Origin of the sequence: Candidatus Poriferisodalis sp. (genome assembly GCF_965205175.1) — a bacterium.
In the GTDB taxonomy this organism is placed as follows: domain Bacteria; phylum Actinomycetota; class Acidimicrobiia; order Acidimicrobiales; family Poriferisodalaceae; genus Poriferisodalis.
Genome location: NZ_OZ242038.1, coordinates 476006 through 499330, shown reverse-complemented (window position 1 = coordinate 499330; position 23325 = coordinate 476006). Strand labels below are relative to the sequence as shown.

Sequence of the window (23325 nt, the reverse complement as noted above, 5' to 3'; positions counted from 1 at the left end):
CGTGTCGCTTTTGTCGATGAGGCGCTGGTGCTCAGGCGCCCTCGGCGTTCACGCCTGATCCTTCGTACACCGGTGCCGCCAGCGGCGCGAGCGGCTCGTTGTCGAGCAGGAGGTCGGCGGCCTTCTCGGCGATCATCATGACCGGCGCGTAGATGTTGCCGTTCGTCACCGTGGGCATCACCGAGGCATCCACGACGCTGAGGCCCGAGGTGCCATGCACGCCCATCGTCGCAGGGTCGGTGACCGCCGCGGGGTCGGTGCCCAGTCGTGCGGTGCCAGCAGGGTGCAGAGCCGTCTCGGCATCTCGTGCCACCCAGTCCAAGATCTCGTCGTCGGACTTGACGGCGGGACCGGGCGATAGCTCGCCGTCGCTGAAGGGCGAGAACGCCGCTTGGCTCAAGATGCGGCGTGCGACATGCACCGCTTCGACCCACTCTCGTTGATCCTGCGCGGTGGACAGATAGTTGAAGCGGATCGCCGGCTTGGTTGCGGGGTCAGCAGACGTGATGCGCACGCTGCCCCGAGCGTCGGAGCGCATCGGACCCACGTGCACTTGGTAGCCGTGCTTGCCGGCCGGCGCCGAGCCGTCGTAGCGCACCGCCAGCGGCAGGAAGTGGACCATCACGTTGGGGTAGGGCTCATCGGCGTTGCTGCGCACGAACCCACCGGCCTCGAAGTGATTGGTGGTGCCAGGCCCTCGTCTCGCCAACCACTGCAAGCCGATCCACGGCCGTCGCCAGCGCTGCAGCTGAGGCTGCATGGTCACCGGCAGCTTCGAGGCGTGCTGGACGTACACCTCCAGGTGATCCTGCAGGTTCTCGCCGACGCCGTCGAGCGCCGAGACGATCTCGATGCCGTGGCGGCGCAGCAGCGCCTCGGGCCCGATGCCGGAGAGCTGCAGCAGCTGCGGGGAGCCGAAGGCGCCCGCGCACAAGACGACGTGCCGTGCATGGGCGACGTGCTCTTCGCCGCGTCGCCGGCGGTAGACCACTCCGGTGGCCCGCGCGCCGTCGAACAGCACGCGGCCGATCAGCGTGCCGGTGCGCACGGTCAGGTTCGGGCGATCGCTGACTGGATGCAGGTACGCCCGCGCAGCCGACAGGCGCCGTCCTCGATGGATGTTGCGGTCGAAGGCGGCAAAGCCCTCTTGGCGGAAGCCGTTCACGTCGTCGGTCAGCACGTAGCCGGCCTGCTGCACTGCCTCGAAGAACGCGTCGAACAGCGGGCCGGCGGCCGGGCCTCGCTCGAGCATCAGCGGGCCTTCGCCGCCGCGCCATTCGTCGGGGCCCGCCAAGCACTGCTCCATGCGCTTGAAGTACGGCAGGCAGTGCCGGTAGTCCCAAGCCGACATGCCGGGTTGGCCGGCCCACCGGTCGTAGTCGACCGGGTTGCCGCGTTGGAAAATCATGCCGTTGATGGAGCTGGAGCCGCCGAGCACCTTGCCGCGGGCGTGATACACCCGACGTCCGCCCATGTGGGGCTCCGGTTCGGTTTCGTAACGCCAGTCGTAGAAGCGATTGCCGATCGGCATGGCCAGCGCTGCCGGCATGTGGATGAGCACGTCCCAGCGGTAATCGCGGCGTCCGGCTTCGAGCACCAGCACTTCGGTGCCGGGGTCGGCGCTCAGCCGATTGGCGAGCGCGCAGCCGGCTGATCCGCCGCCCACGATGACGAAGTCGTAGCGGGGTTCGCTCACCGGATCGCCGTTGCTCGCAAGGCGACCGGCGCCGGCCGAGTACGTCGAGTACCAGGTGCTCGCTGGTTGCACGGTCCGACGGCAGCGCGGGCTCTCCGGCAACGTGGCCGAAACATGGACGCAACCGCCACGACCCGCCATGTGCATGCAGCGGTCACGACGGTGTGACGGCAGCGCAACACGCGGTTCCTACGTTCGCCGGAGTCGGCTTGGCCGGAGTCGGTCTGGGCATGGCCTGGTGCGCGCATCTGCCGCCGAGCGGATTCAGCCAAGGCCAATTCAGCCAAGCAGCCGGCAGGTCAACGTCACTCGCGAAGGAGCATCCATGAAACGCAAGCTATTCGTCCTCGGTCTCGGCGCCGTCGCAGGCCTCTTCTTGTTCGCCGGTCCTGCAGGTGCTCAGGACGACGCGCTGTCGGCTGAGATCGTCCAAGCGGTGATGGACAACCTGTGGGTGTTCATCGCAGGTGTGCTGGTCTTCTTGATGCAGGCCGGGTTCGCGATGCTGGAGTCCGGCCTCACCCGCTCCAAGAACGTGGCCAACATCATGGCCAAGAACCTCGCCGACGCGTCCATTGGCATCCTGGCGTTCTTCCTCGTGGGCTACGGCCTGGCCTACGGTGGTGACTCCGCCGCCAACAGCGTGTTCGGCTGGGGCTCGTTCGCGCTGTCCGGCGTCGACCTGTTCGACATCTCCGAAGGCCTGTCGGGCTCGACCGACTTCTTCTTCCAAGCCGTCTTCGCCGCCACCGCGGTCACCATCGCGTCGGGCGCCATGGCGGAACGGACCAAGTTCAGCACGTATCTCATCTTCAGCTTGGTGACCACGGCGATCATCTATCCCATCGTCGTCCACTGGACCTGGGGCGGCGGCCTCATCGCCAACATCTCGATCGGCGATGCCGTCTACAGCGACTTCGCCGGCTCCACCATCGTTCACAGCGTGGGCGGCTGGATGGCGCTCGTCGGCGCATGGATGCTCGGGCCCCGCATCGGCAAGTACGCCGCCGACGGCACGTCGCGCAACATCCCGGGCCACAATGTGACGCTCGCCATCTTGGGCGTGTTCATCCTGTGGTTCGGCTGGTTCGGCTTCAACCCCGGTTCGGAGCTGGCCGCGGATGAGTTCGTGATGTTCGTGGCGCTCAACACGGTGCTGGCTGCCTGTGCCGGGGTGATCGGTGCCACGGCGCTGAACTGGCTGCGCACCGGCCGCCCCGACGTGCCGATGGCCGGCAACGGCGCGCTGGCGGGCCTGGTGGGCATCACCGCCGGCGCGGGCACGATGACGCCTTGGGGCGCCATCGTGACCGGGTTCATCGCCGGTTTCGTCGTGGTGCTCGTCGTCGGCTTCGTGGACCGCAAGCTGAAGATCGACGACCCTGTCGGCGCCTTCGCCGTCCACGGTGCGGCCGGCATCTGGGGCACGCTCGCCATCGGCCTGTTCGCTCGCTACGACGATGCGTTCCTAGGCCGCGAGAACGCCGGCCTGTTCTACGGAGGCGGCATCGAGCAGCTGATCGTGCAGCTGGTGATGGTGGTCATCGTGGCCGCGTGGGTGGTGGCGGCCTCGGTGATCCTGTTCGGCACACTGAAGGCCACCATCGGCCTGCGGGTCTCGGCTGAGGAGGAGACGGCCGGCCTCGACGTCTCCGAGCACGGCGGCCCGGGCATGACGCTGGACGAGGTGGTCACCAGCAGCAGACACACCAGCGACTGACCTTCAGCCGCCGGCACTCGGTCGTGGGCTGCAGCCGTGTCAGCCATCGACTGAAGACGCCTCAGCAGGCGAATGACGCTGTGCCGGCCAGCGCCATCGCACATCTTTGAAGGCGCCCCGGACGCGTGTCCGGGGCGCCTTCGCGCTCGGCCTGGGTCGCTGCGCCTAGCTTCTGTGCGGTGGTGCGGCGGATCATGGCGGATGTGGCGCGCGGACTGGCGATGGGCGCAGCCGATGTCGTCCCCGGCGTGTCGGGCGGCACGGTGGCACTGCTGCTCGGCATCTACGACCGGCTGGTGGCCCAAGTGGCGCACCTGAGCACATCAGCATCCGCTGCGCTGCGCGGCCACGTGCGGCTCGCCTTCCGCATGGCCGCTCAAGCCGAATGGAGCTTCCTGGCAGCGCTGGCTGCCGGTATCGCCATCGCGGTCGTGGCACTCGTCGAGCTGGTGCGCTACGGCATCGAAGAACAGCCCGTCGGCTTGTCGGCAGCGTTCTTCGGCCTCGTGCTCGCCACCGCGGTGATCACCCGGCGAGAGGTGAGTCGCTGGCGCTGGGAGCTCGTGGCCACGGCGGCGGCTGTCGCTGCTGCGGTGTTCGTGCTGCTGGGCGTGCGCTCGGGCAGCGTCACCGACCCCGCTGCGGCAGTGATCATCGCGGCAGGCACGCTGGCGGTCTGCGCCATGATCCTGCCCGGCATCTCCGGCGCCTTCGTGCTGCTGATGATCGGACTGTACGACCCGATCACGGCTGCGGTGTCGCAGCGGGACCTCGCGACGGTCTCGCTGTTCGCGCTGGGAGCTGCGGTCGGGCTCGGGTTGTTCTCGCGCTTGCTGGCGTTCGTGCTGGAACGACGACGGGACGCCGTGATCGCCGTGCTGCTGGGCCTGATGGCAGGGTCGCTGCGGGTGCTGTGGCCATGGCCGGTCGGCGACACCGCTGCGGAGGGGTTCGGCAACGCGGCACTCGGAGCGCCGCCTGCGTCCGAGGTGCCGGGCGCGCTCCTCGCTGCCGCAGTCGCAGCAGCATTGGCCGTGGCGCTGCGCCGTTTCGGCGGCTCCCAGCAACAGCGGGTGACCGAGCTTCCACGGAGCAATTCCCGCCGTCGTGCCTCTGCGACGAAGCGCCTGCCATGAGTACCCGAGTGGGTGCCCGGAGCGCATCGGCTGCCGCATGCAGAGACTGTTGCGCTATGTTCCGCCGCCGCGCCCCCGTCACCAAGCAAGCACCACCCCGCCACCACTGCGTCGCCACGAACCAGGCATCAAGCCACGGAGACAGGCAATGGCCAAGTCACTCGTCATCGTCGAATCACCTGCGAAGGCGCGCACCATCTCGCGTCTGCTGGGAGACGACTACGTGGTGGAGTCGTCCATCGGGCACATCCGGGATCTGCCGAGCAAGGCTTCGGAGATGCCAGCCGCCTACAGATCCAAAGGGTGGAAGAACAACTGGGGCGTGAATCCCGACGACGGCTTCAAGCCGCTGTACGTGGTGCCACCGCCGAAGAAACAGCAGGTCCAGCGGTTGCGGTCGCTGCTGCGTGACGCCGACCGGCTGTATCTGGCCACAGACGAGGATCGCGAGGGCGAGGCCATTGCCTGGCACCTGATCGAAGTGCTGAACCCGCAGATGCCGGTACACCGCATGGTCTTCCACGAGATCACCGCTGCGGCGATCCAAGAGGCCATCGACCACCCCCGCGACTTGGACCGTCGGCTGGTGGATGCGCAGGAGGCACGGCGCATCTTCGACCGTCTCTACGGCTATGAGGTTTCGCCGGTGCTGTGGAAGAAGGTGGCGCCGAAGCTGTCAGCCGGGCGCGTCCAGAGCGTGGCCAACCGGCTCATCGTGGAGCGGGAGCGGGAGCGGATGGCGTTCCGGTCGGCGGCGTACTGGAGCGTCACCGCCACGCTGGATGCCGCGTCCGCGCCCGCAGAAGGTGCCACCGGCGACGGCGGGAGCGAAGCTGCCGGTTCTGACCGTGCAGCGGAACTGTTCGACGCGTCGCTGGTGTCGGTGAACGAGCGCCGCATCGCGCAGGGCCGCGACTTCGACCAGCAAGGCGAGCTGCGAACCGACGGACTTGTGGTGCTCGACGCGGATGCTGCCGGCTCGCTGACGGAAGCCTTGACCGGGGCACCTTTCACCGTTGCCTCGCGCGAGGCCAAGCCGTATCGCCGCCGCCCGCAGCCGCCGTTCATCACCTCGACGCTCCAGCAGGCCGCCGGCGCTCGCTTGGGCTTCTCGGCGGCGCGCACGATGGCCGCCGCCCAGCGGCTCTACGAGAACGGCCGCATCACCTACATGCGCACCGACTCCACGACGCTCTCAGACCAAGCGCTCGATGCCGCCCGGCGTCTGGTGCGCGACCGTTACGGCAGCGAAAACCTCCCGTCCGCACCCCGCATCTACACCCGCAAGGTCAAGAACGCCCAAGAAGCGCACGAAGCCATCCGCCCTGCCGGCGACAGCTGGTCTGCGCCCGGCAGCGTCAACGACTTGGGCGGAGATGCCGCCCGCGTCTACGACTTGGTGTGGCAGCGAACCGTCGCCAGTCAGATGATCGACGCCACCGGCGAGACGGTCACCATCAGGCTGGTCGGCACAGCGGAGTGCGAGCTGCCGTCAGCGTTCGCGCCAAGCCCGAGTGCGCCGGCCGTGCCCGCGCCGGCCAGCGCAGGTGCGCCCTCCCACGATGCGGGGGCTGGCCGGCACCATGTGGAGCTGTCCGCTTCGGGCACAGTGGTACTCAGTCCCGGCTTCCGGCTCGCCTACGCGCCGCCGCCGACCAGCGCCGACGCAGACCGCAGCGATGACGAGCCCGAGCGGCTCCTGCCCGATCTGGCCGCAGGCGATGAAGCACTAGCCGTAACACTCGAGCCGAGTGCTCACCACACCAATCCGCCTGCCCGCTACGGCGAGGCGTCGCTGGTGCGGCGGCTCGAAGAGCTGGGCGTGGGCCGGCCCAGCACCTACGCCAGCATCATCGAGACCATCCAGACCCGCGGATACGTTTGGAAGAAGGGCTCGTCGCTGGTGCCGACCTTCACTGCCCTGGTCACGGTCGGACTGATGGAGCGCCACTTCGACCACCTAGTCGACTACGCGCTCACCGCCCGCATGGAAGAAGACCTCGACGAGATAGCGAACGGCCAGCGCGAGGCCCAGCCGTGGCTGCACGACTTCTACTTCGGCGAGAGCGAGGTCGATGCGCCGCAGGCGGCCGACGGTTTGCGTCATCTGGTCTCCGACGGCCGCTTGGCGGTCATCGATCCAGCCGAGATCAACGCCATACCCGTCGGCACCGACGAAGAGGGCGAACCGGTGATTGCCAAACTGGGTCGCTATGGGCCCTATCTCCGGCGCGGTGAATCCATCTGTTCGCTGCCCGAGGGCCTTGCGCCGGACGAGCTGACCCTGGAACGAGCGCTCGCGTTGCTCGACGAGCCGACCGACCGCGTCGTGGGCACCGATCCCGACACCGGACTCGACATCATCGTGCAGCGTGGCCGCTACGGCCCGTACATCTCGCTGGGCAGGGTCGGCGAGACCGACGGCAAGCCCCGCACTGCGTCGCTGCTGAGTTCGCAGACGCCCGAGACACTGACCCTCGACGATGCTCTGATGCTGCTGTCGCTGCCGCGCACCGTTGGGATGGACCCGTCCGATGGGCAGCAGATCGTGGTGCGTGCCGGCCGGTACGGCCCGTATCTGACCAAGGGCGAAGGCAAGCAGCAGGAGACCCGCAGTCTCGAGTCCGAGGAGCAGCTCTTCACGCTCACGCTGGATGAGGCCTTGGCGTTGTTGGCCCAGCCGCGTCGTCGCCGTGGCCAAACGGCGGCGAAGCCGGGACGCGAGATCGGCACCGACCCCGACAGCGGCAAGCCCATGGTGCTCAAGGACGGCCGCTACGGCCAGTACGTGACCGACGGCGAGTACAACGCGACGCTGCAGCAGGGTGACGATGCAGACTCGCTGACCATCGAGCGTGCGGCCGAACTGCTGGCGATGCGGCGCGCGAAGGGCCCGGCCAAGAAGCGCGCCGCGAAGAAGAGCGCGGCGAAGAAGGGCCCGGCCAAGAAGGGCCCGGCCAAGAAGAGCGCGGCGACCAAGCGCGCCGCGAAGAAGAGCGCGGCGACCAAGGCGCCAGCCAAGAAGCGCGCCGCGAAGAAGCGCGCCGCCAAGTCATCCGCGTGATACAGTGCTCGGGAGTTGACCACAGAGGCCTCATCTGCCGCCACTGTGGGCAGCATTGCCCAACTCATGGATTGAACTGGGGAGTTTCCGTGCGCTGCACCCGTCTACGTCTGTCCAAGTTGCTCATGGCTTCGTTGCTTGCAGCATCTCTGCTGACCGCTCACCTGTCCGGTGTCGCATCCGCGTCGACCGAACCACTGGTGCCTCCGAGTCCGACGAACATACAGGCGACCCAAGTCACGCAGACAAAGGCGGTGATCAGCTGGACTCCTGGCGCCGACAACGGCTGTCCAGTCTGGGGGTACCGCGTGACCCTAGATCCGAGCAAATATCTGCTGGACAAGAGTCCAGTGGAGTTCGAGGAGTGGATCTACACACGCACGAAAGGAGACACTTCAACCCGAGTGGCGGCCACAGGCTTGCGACCCAACACGAAATATCAAGTGCTGGTCTCCGTAGTGCCCGTAGTGCCCGTGACCAGTGCCAAATGCGCTAACCGTCTCAACCTCACCTATGGCAGCAGTTTCACCACGCTCAAGCCTGCGTCGACCGTACCTCCGAGTCCGACGAACATACAGGCGACCCAGATCACGCAGACGAAGGCAGTCATCAGCTGGACTCCCGGCGCCGACAACGGCTGTCCAGTCTGGGGGTACCGCGTGACCCTAGATCCGATCAAATATCAGCTGGACAAGAGTCCAGTGGAGTTCGAGGAGTGGATCTACACACGCACGAAACAGGATACTTCAACCCGAGTGGCGGCCACAGGCTTGCGACCCAACACGAAATATCAAGTGCTGGTCTCCGTAGCGCCCGTAGTGCCCGCAACTAATCCCAAGTGCCACAACCGTTTCAATCTCACGTACGGCGGCAGTTTCACCACGCTCAAGCCGACGCTGCCGGCTGCGCCGACCGGCACGAAACTTACGTCGATTACGCCGACAACCGCTTTGATCTCATGGGAAGCCGGAACTTCCACCGGCTGCGAACCTGATCAATATCAGGTGATGGTCATGCCGCTCTTGCAGCCCGAGCAGCGTGGGCATGGAACTCTGATACTCAATACGCGAGTACCCGGCAACACATTCAGCTTGAAGGTGACCGGTTTGACCCCCGAAGCACAGCACCGAGTGTGGGTGGCAGCTCACGGCGCCAGTGATGACCTTGGGTGCATTCAGCAGCAGTTAGCCCAGCCGCAAGCTGCCATCAACACGTTCGCAACACCGGCGCTGTACCCGACGCCGATTCCAGGCTTCCCTACCTTCACCCAAGTCACGGGAACTTCGGCGACCATGACGTGGACGCCCGGTGATTCAACTGGCTGCGTCGTCCAAGCCTATCGGATCTATGTCTGGCGTGAACCTTGGCGAGTCAGTCATGCACCGCTTATCGAAAAAGAGGTGGCGGGAAACGTGCTGACCACGACCATCACCGGACTGAAGCCGGATACGGGACATAGGGTCAGTCTTGAACCCCATGGCAACGCGGACTGCGGTCAACGCTACCTGGTAGGCGGCTCGTTTACCACCAAGAAGATTCCGCTTGTCAGACCGGCAACCATTGACTGGATGGGCATCGCAGTAACGAGGTCGACATCGGTTGACATCAAGTGGGGACTCAGGCCGGCCACTGCTTGCCCTGTTACTTCGCAGCATCTGCGGATTCAGCCGGCAGGCCAGCACCGTGCCACTCCGATCGTCGACGTTCGTCTCGGCGCCGAAACTGCCTACCGGGCGACCGGCTTGAAGAGCAACACTGCGTACATGGTGAAGATCACGACGCATGGCAGTGGCTGGGCCTGCCTGAACCCGCACACTACCTCCCGCATCAGTTTCCGAACTGCAGCCGACAACTCCGGTTCAGGTGCCCAATCTGTCGGGACAGTTACGGAAGACCCGATTATATCCGCATCCGACGTGTCTGTGGCTGAAGGAGACAGCGGCGAAACCGACATGGTGTTCACCGTCACTCTGAGCAGCTCTCCCATTCACCAGGTGTCCATCACGGCAACTGCGTGGGCGCGTGACGAAGCCGACAAGGCGAAAGGGGGTCGCAGCGCTGGCCTCGGCGGTGCCGGTCGTGACTTCATGATGTTCAGGAATCAGAAGCTGGTTTGGGAAGCTGGAGCGACCGGCGATGCGCTCACCAAGACCGTTACCGTGAAGATCCTCGGCGACGAAGTGCCGGAGGACCACGAGACTTTGAAGCTGCGCCTGAACAACCTGCGCACCGACGACACGCGGGTGTCGTTCCTTGGGGGCGAGCAGCGGCTGGAAGTCACCGGAACTATCCTTGACGACGATGCACACGATGCTGTTGGTCACACCATTTCGGTGTCCGATGTGACGGTGGAAGAGGGCGACTCCGGCAAGACCGACATGATCTTCACGGTCACGCTGAACAGTTCGCCATCGCATCGCGTGAGCTTGCGGGCAACAGCGTTCGGAAGCGACACTAGCAGTGCTCGTTTCGCTGAAGCCCCGACAGCCACGGGCGGTAAGTACGCCGACTTTTATCACTTCCACAAGCTGCGAACCGTAGTGTTCGAGGCGGGTGCCACCGGTGCAGCGCTCACGCAGACCGTGACCGTGACCGTGTACGGCGACACCGAAGTCGAAGAGGACGAGACGCTGGTGTTGTGGCTCGACAACTTGCGCACCGACGACACGCGTGTCCAGTTTGCCTCCGGCAGCAAGCATCACATGCAGGCCACCGGGACCATCGTCAACGACGACGAAAGCGAAGCGACAGTCGGTGAGAAGTCAGGCAGTGAATCGTTGAGCGACGCCGACGAGACATTGGGCTGACCACCGCGTCGGGCTGGTCCGCTGCGCCTACGACTGCAGCTTCCCCCGGCAGCACACCGCCAGAGGCGGCACACCCGCATCACGCCTCAACGAGTTCGCGCCAACCTGCACCTCGTCTGTTGCACCTAGTCTGCTGAGTGCGATGGGCTCGGATCGGGGGGACGCCGTGTCCAGCAGTCCGGACGGGCAACACCCAGACTCAGAGATGGACCAGCCGGGCGGGCGTGCCCCCGATGGCCGATGCCCGGGCCAACACCCGGAGGCGCAAGGTGCGGCGCCTCCGGGGCTGTTCAGCGCTCCCGGCTTCACGCGACTGTGGATTGCTCAAGTGGTGAGCTCGTTCGGCGACTGGATCGGCTTGCTCGCCATCATCGAGGTCGCTCGGCGAATCGGCGGCGACCAGCCAGGCTCGGCCATCGCGCTCGTGGTCACCGCACGGGTGCTGCCGGGCTTCTTCCTCGCCTCAGCGGGCGGCATCATCGTGGATCGCTTCAACCGCAAGCGGCTGCTGGTGATCTGCGACATCGTGCGGGCCAGTGTGCTGTTGACGATTCCGTTCATCGACCGCGTGTGGGGCTTGGTGCTGGCCTCGCTGGTGCTGGAGCTGGCCACGTCGCTGTGGAGCCCAGCCAAGGAAGCCATCGTTCCCAACATCGTGCCCACCGAGCACCTCACCGCAGCCAACTCGCTGGGACTCGTCGCCGCCTACGGCACCTTCCCGCTGGGCGCCGGCGCCTTCGCCCTCATGGCCAAGCTCGGCGAGCTGATCGGCTGGACCGACATCGGGCAAGTGGAGATGTCGCTGGTCGTCGACTCGGCCACGTTCTTGGTAGCGGCAGCGATCATCGCCACGTTGCCGCTCTCTTCGCACATCACCGCCGCGCAGCGCAAGCGCGCCGGCGGGCGGCACATCAGCTGGGGACAGGGCTTTCGCGAGCTGCGCGAGGGCTGGGACTTCATCGCTCTGAACCCGCAGGTGCGAGCCGTGCTGGTCGGCTTGGGCACCGGAATGATCGGCGGCGGAATGCTGGTGCCGCTGGGCGCGGTCTACAACGACGAGGTGCTGGGCGCCGGCAGTGCAGGCTTCAGCTCAATCCTGGTGGCCATGGGCCTCGGCGTCGGCGGCGGAGTGGCGTTGGTGACGCTGCTGCAGAGTGCTGCGAACCGTCACGGGCATCACTCCCGGTTCGCCGGCGGCAGTCGTGCTCGCCTCTTCGTGGTGTCGGTGTTCGCCGCCGGCGGATCGCTGCTGTTTGCTGCCTCGGTGTCGGTCACACTGTTGGTGCTGGCCGGGGTGGCGTTGCTCGGGCTGGCTGCCGGCTCGGTGTACGTCACCGGCTTGACGCTGCTGCACGAGAACGTGGAAGAAGTGCTGCGCGGTCGCGTGTTCGCAGCGATGTACACGCTGGTGCGCTTTTGTCTGCTCATCTCCATGGCGGTCGGCGGTTTCCTGTCCGACGGCTTCAACTGGCTCTTTGAGGTCGCCTTCGACAACCAGATCGCCTTCGGCGGCTCGGTGCTGACGCTGCCCGGCGTGCGGGGCGCGCTGTGGCTGGGCGCGCTGCTCATCCTGATGGCCGGCGGGCTGGCCGGCGTGTCGCTGCGGAGCAGCCGGGGCGAGGGACGCCGCATGCCGCGCACTGCCGATCCGAACGCGGGTGGCTCGTGAGCGAACGCGGCCGGTACATCGCCCTTGAGGGCTTCGAAGGCACCGGAAAGTCGACGCAGGCGAAACGTCTGGCAACGCACTTGGATGCGGTGCTGACCCGTGAGCCGGGGGCCACCGCCTTGGGGGCGCACCTGCGCGACATGCTGCTGCGTTCAAATCTGTGGCCGAATCCGAGAACCGAGGCACTGCTGTTCTGCGCCGACCGAGCCCAGCACATCGCCGAGATCGTCGCCGGCGAACTGGCCAAGGGCCGCCATGTGGTGACCGACCGTTCCTACGGATCGACGCTGGCATACCAGGGTCACGGCCGCGGCGTGCCGATAGACGAACTGCGCCTGCTGGTGGAGTACGCGTCGCGCTGTCCCGAGCCAGCCCCCGCCGGCCACGTCTTGCCCGACGTGCTGCTGCCCGATGTGGTGGTGCTGCTGGAGATGCCGCTGGCCGACGCACGTCAGCGCATCGCCGGTGTGGACCCCAGCGATGACAACCAGCTGGCGCTGTGGCGCGACGATGCCGCTGGCGCGCACAATCGCAAAGACAACTTCGAAGACGAGGACCATCGCTACTTGGAACGGGTATGCGAAGGCCTAGCGCTTCTGTGCGAGGCGGAACCCGAGCGTTGGGTGTCGGTGGACGCGACCGGCAGCAAATCGGAAGTAGCCGCACGGGTCCGCGCAGCCGTCGCGGCGCATCCGGCGATGGCGAGCTAGCGCGGTTCCGTGGCGTCAACCTTGGCGAACGACGGCGGCGAGGGCACCCCTGAGCCCGAGCCGCTGACGCTGTTCGACTTCGGCGACCAGTCCGAGCCGCCCCCCGAGGCTTCCGTGCCAGACGACGACGTGCCCAGCGGCGATGCGCGCTTGGCCGATGCGTCTTCCGATGATGCGTTCTCTGGCGAATTCCTGGCGGCGGTTGACGAAGCGCCGGTCGGTGACCTGCTCGCGGGCATCGTGGGGCAGTCGGCGGCGGTCGAGCGGATGCGCGCAGCGCTCGCTTCGCCGCTGCCGTCCTACCTCTTCGTCGGCCCCGCCGGGGCTGGCTTGCGCGAGGCCGCCTGTCGTTTCGCCGGCGAGCTGTTGGCAACACGCAGTCCGACCCCCGAACGCGAACGCCGGCTGGCACTCGGGCAACAGCATCCCGACCTGGTGGTGTTCGACCGTGTGGGCGCAGCCATGACCGCCGAACAAGCCCGCGAAGCAGTGCGCGCGGCAGCCTCCGCACCGGTGTCGGGCGACCGCAAGGTGATCGTGCTCTGCGACGTGGACCGGGCCGTGCTGAGCGCACCGATCCTGCTCAAGTCGGTGGAGGAGCCGCCGCCGTCGAGTGTGTTCGTGCTGCTGGCCGAGGAGGTCAACCGTTCGATGGAGACGCTGGCGTCCCGTTGCGTGCGCATCGACTTCGAAGCGCTGGGCGAGGCGGACCTGCGGGAAATGCTCGCTGCCGAGGGCATTGAGCACAGCCGCGCCGCGAGCGCTGCGGCGGCAGCCGGCGGCGCCATCGAACGCGCTCGCCTGCTCGCCGGCGACGACGAAGCGGCGGCGCGCATCGAGACGTGGCGAGCGCTGCGACACGGGCTGGACGGCACGGCCTCGACGGCCATGACCGCAGTCGATGCTGCGATGCAGGCTGCCGAAGCCGCAGCGGCACCGCTGGAGGCCCGTCACGCAGCCGAGCGAGTCCAAGCCGACGAGCAGGCCAAGCTGTATGGCACGAACATCGGCCGCAGCTCGCTGGACGAGCGACACCGCCGCGAGCTGCGTCGGGTGCGCACCGATGAGTTCACGATGGGGTTGTCGGTGCTGGCAGCGCAGGTTCGTGACCAAGCGGCCTGCGGCAGCCTGCGAGCAGATGTGGCAGCCGCGCAGATGCGGGCCATCGGCGACGCCGCGGAGGCGTTACGCCATAACGCCAATCAGCGTCTCGCGCTGAGCCGCCTGTTCATCCGCCTCGGCCGCAGCAGCGCGCAGCGACCGTAGTGCGAGCCCGCAGCGGGGGAGCCCGAGGTGGGGATTGAACCCACGACCTGCTCTTTACGAGAGAGCCGCTCTGCCACTGAGCTACTCGGGCGGGAAACGGGAGATGGGATGAACGAAGCGTGACGAGTGCGACCAGTTCGTGCGACCGCTCCAGCCAGTTCGCCAAGCTGAATCAGCCACCAGCGCCAGCGTCGGCAACCGCTGCTAGCACCCGATGGAGAGAGGCTACCCACGCAGGCAAGGGCGAGGAGACACGGCAGTTCGGCGCAGCCGTCATGGGCAGCATCAGCCGGCCGATGCGTGAGCGGCGGTCCAGGGTCGAGCGCGACCGCGAGCCGGACTGCATCGTCGAAGTCGATCGGGTCGCCCCACACCAACTGTTCGGCCATCGTCTCGTAGGCGTTGCGCAGGACCGTGTTGTGGCGCGTGCCGGAAATGAACGAGCTGACTGCCGCGAACCCTCCGGCAGGTCGCTTCGCGCCATCAACGCGGGCACGCCATCGCTGCGACACGGCGAGCCCGGAGCGGTCGCAGGCACTGGCCACTGCGCTGTTCATTGCAGCCTGGTTGTCGTGCAGTGCTCGTGAGCGTGGCGCGGCTGCCGCAGTGGGTGTCATGCCGGTCTGCGCGCTAGATCACGTCGGCGAGGCTGCTCGGTCACAGCCGTCGTCCTCGCCTGACGCGCCGCCGGAGCGGACTGACCCGTTCGAGGTTCCGCCATGCGGGTTGCGGTCCCAACCAGTCGTCCTCCTCCCATCGGCGAGGCAGGTGCCGGGTGATCGTGCGTACAACTCGCATGAATCCGCGCTTGCCACCGTGCGCGTTCCACAGGTCCGGATCGGGCAGCTCGCAGGCATCGGCGGCCGCGCGCAACTCGTCGCGGCGCACGAGCAGCAGTCCGCCGCCGCGAACCGGCAGCAATTCGGCGAGATTGCACAGCAGCGATCTGAGGTCGTAGCGCGGGTCGTGCAGCCGGTACTGCTGCAGTGCCTCCAGCAGCGTTGCTTCATGCCACGTGAGGTGCCTGCGCCGGGCGCCGTCGTTGCGGTGCTCCAGGATTGGCTGCCGGCGCGGAAAGTCCGGAAGCCGACAGTCGCGTTGAGGCACTGCGAAGCTCGCCCGCACGACGCCTTGATGGATCCAGCCGACCGCGGACAGCGCTGAGAGCCCCGACAGGCCGGAACCTGCTGGCAACAGCAGTCGGGCCGCACGGTGCTCGTCGAACGGGACACATCCGTACTGGTCATCGGCTGGAGGCGGCTCGCGACAGCAGAGGCCGGCGACGGGCTCAGAGATGATCGGCTGCTGCGCAGCGAGCAGCGTCGCGATCACGCAGCGGGCGACACCGATGGGCACCCCTGCGCCGTCGGCAAGCGTTCGGGCGACGAAGTAGCGACGAGCCGGCACGAGCTTCACCCATCGGTGCGCCACCCCGATCGCATCTTCGTCCACGGCATCGATCGCGTCGGGGCGTACGTCTTCGACCGGAGAGTCCTTGTCTTCCGGGCAGGCACCGCATTCCGGGCAAGCACCGGCATCGGAGCAGTCCTCGCTGCCGTCACGCAGCGCAGTCCAAGAACGCTCGGCGGACGAAGCTGCCGCCTGCTCACGAAGCGCAGCCACACGCAGATGCTACGCGCAACCGGCAGCCAGCAGTGCCCCGCAGACGGTGTTCTGGCGGCTGCGACGGCTAGCATGCGGGCTATGGACTGGGGTGTGAAGGCGCTGGCGGCGCAGGTCTGGCACTACTGGCTGGCGGTGCCGCTGGCGATTGTGACGGTGGCGACGGTTGCCAAGCTCGTCGTGGGCTACGTGCAGAGGGTGGTTGCGCCGCGGTACCCCAAGCGCTGAGCACCGGTGCCTGTCGCTGAGCGTCCGGTGCAGCTCTTCGACGCTGCGCGCGTCAGCAGCCCAGACGCTGCCGTCGACGGCGTCTCTACGACGGCTCGCACACGCTTTGAGCACGTGGTCGCACAGCACGGCACAACGAGGCAGCCATCGGCGCAGGCTGAACAGTGAGCCCACAGTGACCCCGCCAGCCGACGAGCACGTCGACTGGGACTTGGCGCGCCGCATCGCGGTTCGCATAGCCGGCACCGAACCGCTGTACGAGTCCTATCTCGCACCGAACCTGCGCGCCGACTTCGCTCGATTCGTGCCCGTGGCAGCCGAGCTGGTGGCTATCGAGACCAGGCTGGAGACCCCGGGCGAAGCGCACGCGGAGGTCATCGACCGGACGGGATGGATTGACGCGAACATCGCAGCGTTCCGACGCTTGCTGCAGCCGCTGCTCGGTGCTGTGACCGGTCTCGACGGGCCAGCCGAGACCTCCCGGGTGACGCGGACGCTGGGCGCTGTCGAGTTGGGCTCGGTGCTGGGCTGGATGGCGCGACGGGTGCTCGGCCAGTACGACCTGCTGTGGGCGGCCGATGACAGCGCCCCGGCGGCGGCCAGCCGATCCGCAGGCCCAGGCGCCGCGGGATCGGACCTCGCCATTGGCCCAGGCGGCGGTGCTGCGAGCGAGGCAAGCGACAGCACAGGCCGCGGCACAGCGGGCGACACCGTGTACTTCGTCGGCCCCAACATCTTGGTCACCGAGAAGCGCTATTCGTTCAAGCCTGCGCAGTTCCGCCTGTGGCTGGCGCTCCACGAACTCACGCACCGCTCGCAGTTCACCGGCGTGCCGTGGCTGCGGCAACGATTCGTACAGCTCGTCAACGGACTGGTCGACGACGCGCAGCCAGACCCGGAGCGCGTTCGTGAAGGCCTTCGCACCTTGATGAGCTGGCGCGGCAAGGGCGGCAGAGGTCGTGACCTGCTGGGCGAAGGTGGACTCGCAGCAGTGTTCGCCACTGAGCGCCAGCGCGAGCTGATTGCCCAGGTGGGTGGCATGATGAGCTTGGTGGAGGGACACGGCGACGTGACGATGACGCGGGCCGCTCGCGGTCACATCCCCGACGCTGAGCGCTTCGCTGTGGTCATGGCCCATCGGCGCCGCAGTGCGCGCGGCATGACGCGGCTGATACAGCGACTGATGGGGATCGAGGCCAAGCTGGCGCAGTACGAAGCCGGCGAGGAGTTCATCGCGCACATCGAGGCCGAACGCGGTTCTCGCGCAGTGGACCGCATCTGGGAACGCGCAGAGCACCTGCCGTCCATGAACGAGATCCGCGAACCGCAGACTTGGCTGGAGCGTGTCCCCGCGGCCTGAATGTCCCGCCCGCGAGGTGCCGGTGCTGTGACAGCCGCGGGACTGAGTGGGATGCGGTCGGCCGGCGCCTGGTCACGAAACGCTGCCGAGCGCGTTCGCCCGTGGGGTCGACGATGACTGCGGACGACGAGCTCGACCTGCTGCTCGAGCGGTGTACCTTCGACCACACCGTCAACGCCCGTGCCGAGCGCCCCGAGCTGACGTGTGCGGTGTCGGGCGGTCCTGACTCGGCGGCGCTGCTGGTGCTGGCATGCCGTCACGCCCAGCAGGTCGGCACTCGTGTCAACGCCGTGAGGGCAGTGCATGTGGATCACGGCATCCGCGCAGACGGTGACGCGGAAGCAGCACGGGTGCAGGCGCTGTGCGACCGAGTCGGAGCATCGCTGCGCGTCGAGCGGCTGCGCGTCGCCGACGGCCCTAACCTGCAGGCGCGGGCCCGCGCCGCCCGCGCCGGCGCGCTCGGCCCCGATGCGCTGCTCGGCCACACCGCCGACGATCAGGCTGAGACGGTGCTGTTGCAGCTGCTCCGCGGCGGCGCACTCGACGCGCTCGCTGCGATGAGGCCCGACAAGCGTCCGCTGCTGGGACTGCGGCGAGGCGACACGGAACGGGTCTGCGAACTGGTCGGCTACGAGCCGATCCGCGACCCCTCCAATGCCGACCGCCGCTACTGGCGCAGCCGGGTGCGTCACGAGGTGCTGCCGCTGCTGTGCGATGTCGCGGGGCGCGATGTGGTGCCGGTGCTGGCGCGTGCAGCCGGGATGGCGGCTGCCGAGGCAGACCTGCTCGATGCGTTGGCAGCAGACATCGATCCCAGCGATGCGTCCGAGCTGCGGGCAGCGCCGCCGGCAGTGGCCCGCCGAGCCGTCCGAGCATGGCTGCGCACCGAGCATCCGCCGGACGCAAGCGCTGTGGAGCGTGTGCTCGACGTGGCCAGGCACACCCGCCGCGCCACCGAGGTCGCCGGGGGCCGGCGGGTCGCCCGATCAGCCGACAGGCTCCGCATCGAACCGTGACCACGACAGCAGAACACCCGACGCCCATGCGCTAGGTTTGGCCCACGTGACACCTGCGCCGAGCTCGTTGACCTCGCCCGGAGGCCTCGACTCGATGCTCGCCGGCGACCCTGCCGTCGGGGAGGTGCTCGTCTCGGGCTCGGAGCTCGCCGATCGAGTCGCAGAGCTGGGCGCCCAGATCACCGCCGACTTCGCAGGCCGTCAGCCGTTGCTGGTGACTGTGCTCAAAGGCGCGGTGATCTTCGCCTCCGATCTCAGCCGTGCCATCGACCTGCCGGTCGAGATGGACTTCATGGCCGTGTCGTCGTATGGCAGCAGCACTCGATCGAGCGGTGTGGTCCGCATCCTCAAGGATCTCGACATCGACATCGCCGGCCGCGATGTCATCTTGGTCGAGGACATTGTCGAGAGCGGCCTCACCCTGTCCTACTTGCGCCGCAGCCTGCTGGCCCGTGGCCCGGCCAGCCTCGCGGTGTGCTCGCTGCTCACCCGTGAGCACAATGGCAGCCTCGACGGACTCGTCGACTACATCGGATTTCGCCTGCCGCCGGTGTGGGTCATCGGCTACGGGCTGGACATGGCGCAGAAGTACCGCAATCTGGCCGAGATCCGCGCCTACGACACCGGGCGGGACAACCAGCGGGACAACACACCATGAGCAAGACGTCGTGAACAAGATGCCATGACCAAGACACCCAAGACATCCAAGATGCCATGAAGGGGAAGTGGGCGGAGGGCATTCAGCCCCGCAACTTCACTTGGGTCGTCGCTGAGCGTCTCGCCGTGTGCGAGCGGCCGGGCGGCTATGGGGCTAGCCATCGGCGCGTCCGGCGCCAGGAAGAGATCATCTGGCTGCGCCGCAACGAGTTCGACATGGTGGTGTCGCTCATCTCCGCGCCGCACAACCTGCACAACTACGCGGAGCTGGACCTGCCTCACCTGCACCGGCCATGGCCGGCGTTCGACGACTTGGCGGGCTACCTGCAGACCGTCCACGACGACTTGGAGCGCCTGGCCGGCGAGGGCAAACGGGTGATCCTGCACAAGGAACGGGTCGGCGAGGACGTCTGCGGCTTCGTGGCGTCGTACCTGCTGTTGTCGGGCAAGGTCCCAGCCGGTCCTCAAGCCACGGCCATCACCGAGCGGATCTTCGGCCAGCGAGTCGGTCCGGAGGGGCGGCGGGTGGTGGACGTGGCGCTGGGCATGCTCGCAGGGCGCGGCGGCACCGGCAGCGGCACCGGCTGACTGGACGCTGGACGAGTGTGAACGCACCAGACGGCGATGCGGACACAGTGTTGCTCGGCGGTGACCGCATCGAACTGCGCGACCTGCGAGCAGTCTGCGTGATCGGCGCGCTAGCGCATGAACGCACGGCGCCTCAGCCGCTGCGCATCGACGTCGACCTCTATGCCGACCTCGCCGAGGCCGGCGCTTCGGACGACTTGCGTGCCACCGTCGACTACGGCGCTGCGTGCGATCTCATCATGACGCTGTGCAGCCAGACCCAGCCCCGACTGCTCGAGCGACTGGCTGAGCTGATCGCCGCTGCTCTGTGCCGCATCGATGCGGTGACTGCCGCCACCGTCACGGTCGCCAAGCTCCGCCCACCCGTGGCCGCCGACCTCGGCACCAGCGCAGTGCGCATCACCCGTCGAGCGCCGTGAACCCGTGAAGCGGTGAGTTCGCCCAAGACGCGGGCGTTCGTGGGGCTGGGGGCCAACCTCGGCAACCCCGCAGCGCAGCTGGCCGCCGCGCTGGACTCGCTGGACGCCGCAGGCGTGCTGTGGGCAGTCTCGGGCGTGTACCGCAGCGCGCCGGTCGGCCCGCCGCAGCCGCGGTTCTGGAACTTGGCAGCCGAACTGTTGGTGGCCGACAGTCCCTACGAGCTGCTGGCACGCTGCCAAGCGCTCGAGGCCACCGCACGGCGGCAGCGTTGGCAGCGTTGGGGTCCTCGCACGCTGGACGTGGACGTGCTGTTCTTCGGCGACGTGGTGATGAGCGATCCGGAGCTGGAGATCCCGCATCCGCGCCTGCGCGAGCGCCGCTTCGTGCTCGAACCGCTGGCGGAGCTGGCGCCCGAGCTGGTCACCGCTGGCGAGCTGGCTGCGGTGGCCGATCAGGACTGCGAACGCGTCGGCGACGCGGCGATGCTGCGCCAACTGGCGGCCGAGCATTGTTCCGGCGCCGAACGGCTCACGCCTCGGGGCCGGCTGGAGCATCGGCGCGCAAGATGAACAACCCGTCGGCCGTGATGCAGAGCCCTTCCGGGCCGCGCACCTCGGCGCGCTGGGTGATCTTGCGGCCGGAAGTGCTCTCGATCCACGCACGCAGCTGCAGCGGCACGCCGAGAGGGGTTGCGGCGCGATAGTGAACCGTGAGCCGCCCGGTGTAGGCCTGCCGGCCGCGCATGCGGTTCAGCGCTCCCATCAGCTCGTCGACGATGAGTGCCGCCACGCCGCCGTGGCAGCGCTCGGGCGGTCCGGCAAACATGGGGTCCACCACCGCTGTGGCGGTCACCGCATCATTGGATTCCTTGAAGTACTTGACGTCCACCGATGCGGGATGCAGCACGCCGCCACCGATGGAGAACGGATCGAACTCGATCTCGTCACCCGGCCCGAGCGGCAGCGGAAAGTACTGCCCTTCGTAGATCTCACGCAGATACGGCCGCGAGAGCATGTCGTCGAGCTTGTCGCGCGGCGCGCCCTGCTCAAGCCGCGCCGCCGCGGCTTCGACCGATGCGGTGACCTCGTCCAGCGTCGTGTCGTCCACCCTCCGGTTCGCCAGCGCCCGATTCAGTCTGCGCATCGCGGCAGCCGCCCGCGCCACCGCGCTCCAGTCTCCAGTACCTCGTTCGCCGATGCGCCGCACTGGCAGGTCCTCTTCGGCAGCCACGTCCCGTGACGCTAGCTGCGAAGCCACGCCGCAGTCCGCGAGACAGGGTACAGCCAACGCTCAACCGACGAGTCCCGCAGCATCAGCAGCTGAGCCGCTCCCGCATTGCACGTTTGGCCTAAGAGCGGTGTTCGCGATATGCGGCTTGGCGAGGCTGGGGACGGTGCGGGGTTGTTGCGAGGCGGGCTGTTTGTGTTGGGCTCGTGTGGGGTGTTGCGCTGCGTTGTGGTGGTGTGGTAGGTTGTGTGTGTCTTGTTGTCGATCGTCTCCTGCGGGTTGTCGCGGGGGGGGGGTCAGAGCCTGATGTCTGGTTCGGGTGTTGCGGTCCGTTTGGGGGGCCGTGGTGTGTGGGCGGGTTTGTCGGCGGTGGTGTTGGCGGGTTCGTTGGTGGTCCTGTGGGGGTCGGCGGGTTCGGCGCAGTCGGGGTCGGTGGTGGTGTCGGTGGGGGATGCGAGTGTGGCGGAGGGGGGTGTGGGTGAGCGGCTGTTGGCGTTCACGGTGTCGTTGTCGGGGTCGCCGACCCATGAGGTTCGTGTGACGGCGTCGGCGGTGCCTGGCGCGTCGGGCACGGCGTCGCGTGACGCGGGCGCGGGCCGCGATTATGTGGGGTTCACCGGCCGCAGGCTGGTGTTCGCGGCGGGCGCTACTGGGGCTGGGTTGTCTCAGACGGTGGCGGTGCGGGTGTTGGGGGATCATGTGGTGGAGCCTGATGAGACGTTCATTTTGCGGGTGAACAATCTGGTGACAGCGGATTCGCGTGTGGGGTTCGCCGGCGGTCACGCGAGGAAGACTGAGGCGACGGGCACGATCGTGAACGACGACAGCGCCGACGACACCGGTGTGGTGGTGTCGGTGGCGGACGTGAGCGTGGCGGAGGGCGACTCGGGGACTGTGGAGATGGAGTTCGCGGTGTCGCTGTCCGCGTCGCCGTCCCATGAGGTGCGCTTGAAGGCCTCGGCGCTGCGGGGCCGCACCGGCGCCGCTGCGGCGTCACGCGGGCCGGGACGCGATTTCGGGAGGTTCTTGGGCAAGGTGCTGGTGTTCGAGGCGGGCGCCGCCGGCGACGCGTTGACCCAGGCGGTGACCGTGGAGGTGGTCGGCGACACGCGTGCCGAGCCGGACGAGACGGTGCTGTTGCGGGTGAACAATCTCGACACCGCGGATCAAAGAGTGCGGTTCGCCGGGGGGCATCGCCGCAAGACCGAGGCCACCGGCACCATCCGCGACAACGACCGCACAGAACAGCAAGAAAGCACCCCCACCACCAGCAGCACACCGACCACGACGACGACCAGCACGACTAGCAGCACCACAACAACGAGCACCCCCACCACCACTACGACTGCCACGACGACGACGGCGAGGCCGAATGTGCAGATCAAGCCGAAGCTGACGGTCGAAGTGGACGGCACCACAGCGACACTGTCGTGGACTGACGCTTTCATCCCGGGCTGCCCTGACGTCTCGGAATACAACCTCTCTGTGCACAGCACGAATCGCCACACCGGAGAAACCACCGTTCCGAAGTTTCGAAGCTTCAAAGACGGGACGAGGACTTGGGTTGTGCCCAACCTGGCCAAGGAGGGGTATGATCACATAGCTCAGGTGGAAGCGCGGGCCTTTGACCCGGTCAAGCATTGGCTCTTTTGCAAGCAGCCGCTCAGAGATTTTGTCCAGTTCTCCGTAGAAGATCCAATCCCCGAGACAACGACCACAACCACGACAACGACAACGACCACGACAACGACAACGACTACAACGACGACAACTACGACGGTCCCGCAGCCGGGTGAGCCGACGAATCCCACGCTGGAAATCACCCACACGAGCAGCTCAGTGACGGTGACTTGGACCGATGCAGAAATCCCGAACTGCGGAATCGACCACTACGATGTAATTTTGACCAGATTCAGCCCTGGGACGGCGACACAGCTCGCGAGCAAGAGGATCAGAGACTCAACGAGGACAGTGATATTCACCACCAGCGTGACGGCCGACCTTCTGCACGCCGTCGATGTCGTCGCTTACCCACCCGATTACTGCGTAGATCCCTATTTGGACGCTTACCCCAGCTACCCTCAGGCAGTCGACTATTTCACCCCGTCCGGGTAGCCGTCCGGCTGGTCACGCTAGGG

18 protein-coding genes and 1 tRNA gene are annotated in these 23325 nt (G+C 67.3%); 15 read left to right on the top strand and 4 right to left on the bottom strand.

Going from position 1 to position 23325, the window contains the following annotated elements:
• Positions 1–31: 31 nt before the first annotated feature.
• Positions 32–1696, bottom strand: coding sequence for a choline dehydrogenase (gene betA / locus ACOGI4_RS02095; protein ID WP_419843062.1), 1665 nt, complete (start codon positions 1694–1696; stop codon positions 32–34).
• A gap of 325 nt (positions 1697–2021) precedes the next feature.
• On the opposite strand from betA, the gene ACOGI4_RS02090 reads away from it, so the two are divergent.
• The 7 genes from ACOGI4_RS02090 (at position 2022) to ACOGI4_RS02060 (ending at position 14068) form a co-directional block, all read left to right on the top strand.
• Positions 2022–3416 carry an ammonium transporter gene (locus tag ACOGI4_RS02090; RefSeq protein WP_419842307.1) on the top strand — a complete coding sequence of 465 codons (1395 nt, stop codon included), beginning with the start codon at positions 2022–2024 and terminating at the stop codon, positions 3414–3416.
• Positions 3417–3595: 179 nt separating this feature from the next.
• The gene (locus ACOGI4_RS02085; protein ID WP_419842306.1) at positions 3596–4552 is read left to right on the top strand and encodes a DUF368 domain-containing protein; all 957 of its coding nucleotides are present in this window, start codon (positions 3596–3598) and stop codon (positions 4550–4552) included.
• A 148-nt stretch (positions 4553–4700) separates the two neighbouring features.
• A complete protein-coding gene (topA, locus tag ACOGI4_RS02080; protein ID WP_419842305.1) occupies positions 4701–7616 on the top strand; it encodes a type I DNA topoisomerase in 2916 nt (971 codons plus the stop codon).
• Between the two features lie 125 nt (positions 7617–7741).
• On the top strand, positions 7742–10423 hold the full coding sequence (locus ACOGI4_RS02075) for a fibronectin type III domain-containing protein (RefSeq protein WP_419842304.1): 2682 nt from the start codon (positions 7742–7744) through the stop codon (positions 10421–10423).
• A gap of 205 nt (positions 10424–10628) precedes the next feature.
• Entirely contained in the window at positions 10629–12092 is a 1464-nt protein-coding gene (locus ACOGI4_RS02070; protein WP_419842303.1) for an MFS transporter, read from the top strand.
• Entirely contained in the window at positions 12089–12802 is a 714-nt protein-coding gene (tmk, locus tag ACOGI4_RS02065; RefSeq protein ID WP_419842302.1) for a dTMP kinase, read from the top strand. Before ACOGI4_RS02070 ends, tmk begins: the two co-directional genes overlap by 4 nt.
• Before the next feature lie 9 nt (positions 12803–12811).
• Complete coding sequence (locus tag ACOGI4_RS02060; protein WP_419842301.1) at positions 12812–14068, top strand: hypothetical protein; 1257 nt, start codon at positions 12812–12814, stop codon at positions 14066–14068.
• A gap of 19 nt (positions 14069–14087) precedes the next feature.
• Here the strand turns inward: ACOGI4_RS02060 and ACOGI4_RS02055 are convergent.
• Both ACOGI4_RS02055 and ACOGI4_RS02050 read right to left on the bottom strand, forming a co-directional pair.
• Positions 14088–14159: transfer RNA gene (locus ACOGI4_RS02055), tRNA-Thr, on the bottom strand.
• A gap of 566 nt (positions 14160–14725) precedes the next feature.
• Positions 14726–15691 (bottom strand): hypothetical protein, encoded by a 966-nt coding sequence (locus tag ACOGI4_RS02050; protein ID WP_419842300.1) that lies wholly within the window; start codon positions 15689–15691, stop codon positions 14726–14728.
• Between the two features lie 81 nt (positions 15692–15772).
• Between ACOGI4_RS02050 and ACOGI4_RS02045 the strand changes: the two genes are divergently transcribed.
• The 7 genes from ACOGI4_RS02045 to folK all read left to right on the top strand — a co-directional run bounded on the left by ACOGI4_RS02045 (position 15773) and on the right by folK (position 20529).
• On the top strand, positions 15773–15919 hold the full coding sequence (locus tag ACOGI4_RS02045) for a hypothetical protein (RefSeq protein ID WP_419842299.1): 147 nt from the start codon (positions 15773–15775) through the stop codon (positions 15917–15919).
• A gap of 175 nt (positions 15920–16094) precedes the next feature.
• Positions 16095–17279: a zinc-dependent metalloprotease gene (locus tag ACOGI4_RS02040; RefSeq protein ID WP_419842298.1), complete on the top strand. Its 1185-nt coding sequence runs from the start codon at positions 16095–16097 to the stop codon at positions 17277–17279.
• Between the two features lie 113 nt (positions 17280–17392).
• Entirely contained in the window at positions 17393–18295 is a 903-nt protein-coding gene (gene tilS / locus ACOGI4_RS02035) for a tRNA lysidine(34) synthetase TilS (protein ID WP_419842297.1), read from the top strand.
• A 94-nt stretch (positions 18296–18389) separates the two neighbouring features.
• Positions 18390–18953 carry a hypoxanthine phosphoribosyltransferase gene (gene hpt, locus ACOGI4_RS02030; protein WP_419843061.1) on the top strand — a complete coding sequence of 188 codons (564 nt, stop codon included), beginning with the start codon at positions 18390–18392 and terminating at the stop codon, positions 18951–18953.
• Between the two features lie 56 nt (positions 18954–19009).
• Entirely contained in the window at positions 19010–19540 is a 531-nt protein-coding gene (locus ACOGI4_RS02025; RefSeq protein ID WP_419842296.1) for a hypothetical protein, read from the top strand.
• A 17-nt stretch (positions 19541–19557) separates the two neighbouring features.
• A complete protein-coding gene (gene folB / locus ACOGI4_RS02020; RefSeq protein ID WP_419842295.1) occupies positions 19558–19959 on the top strand; it encodes a dihydroneopterin aldolase in 402 nt (133 codons plus the stop codon).
• A gap of 12 nt (positions 19960–19971) precedes the next feature.
• Complete coding sequence (gene folK, locus ACOGI4_RS02015) at positions 19972–20529, top strand: 2-amino-4-hydroxy-6-hydroxymethyldihydropteridine diphosphokinase (protein WP_419842294.1); 558 nt, start codon at positions 19972–19974, stop codon at positions 20527–20529.
• Here folK and ACOGI4_RS02010 read toward each other — a convergent pair.
• Complete coding sequence (locus tag ACOGI4_RS02010) at positions 20489–21190, bottom strand: PaaI family thioesterase (RefSeq protein ID WP_419842293.1); 702 nt, start codon at positions 21188–21190, stop codon at positions 20489–20491. The two genes, folK and ACOGI4_RS02010, sit on opposite strands and share 41 nt — an antisense overlap.
• Before the next feature lie 303 nt (positions 21191–21493).
• Between ACOGI4_RS02010 and ACOGI4_RS02005 the strand changes: the two genes are divergently transcribed.
• Entirely contained in the window at positions 21494–23302 is a 1809-nt protein-coding gene (locus ACOGI4_RS02005) for a Calx-beta domain-containing protein (protein WP_419842292.1), read from the top strand.
• The last annotated feature ends 23 nt before the right edge of the window (positions 23303–23325 follow it).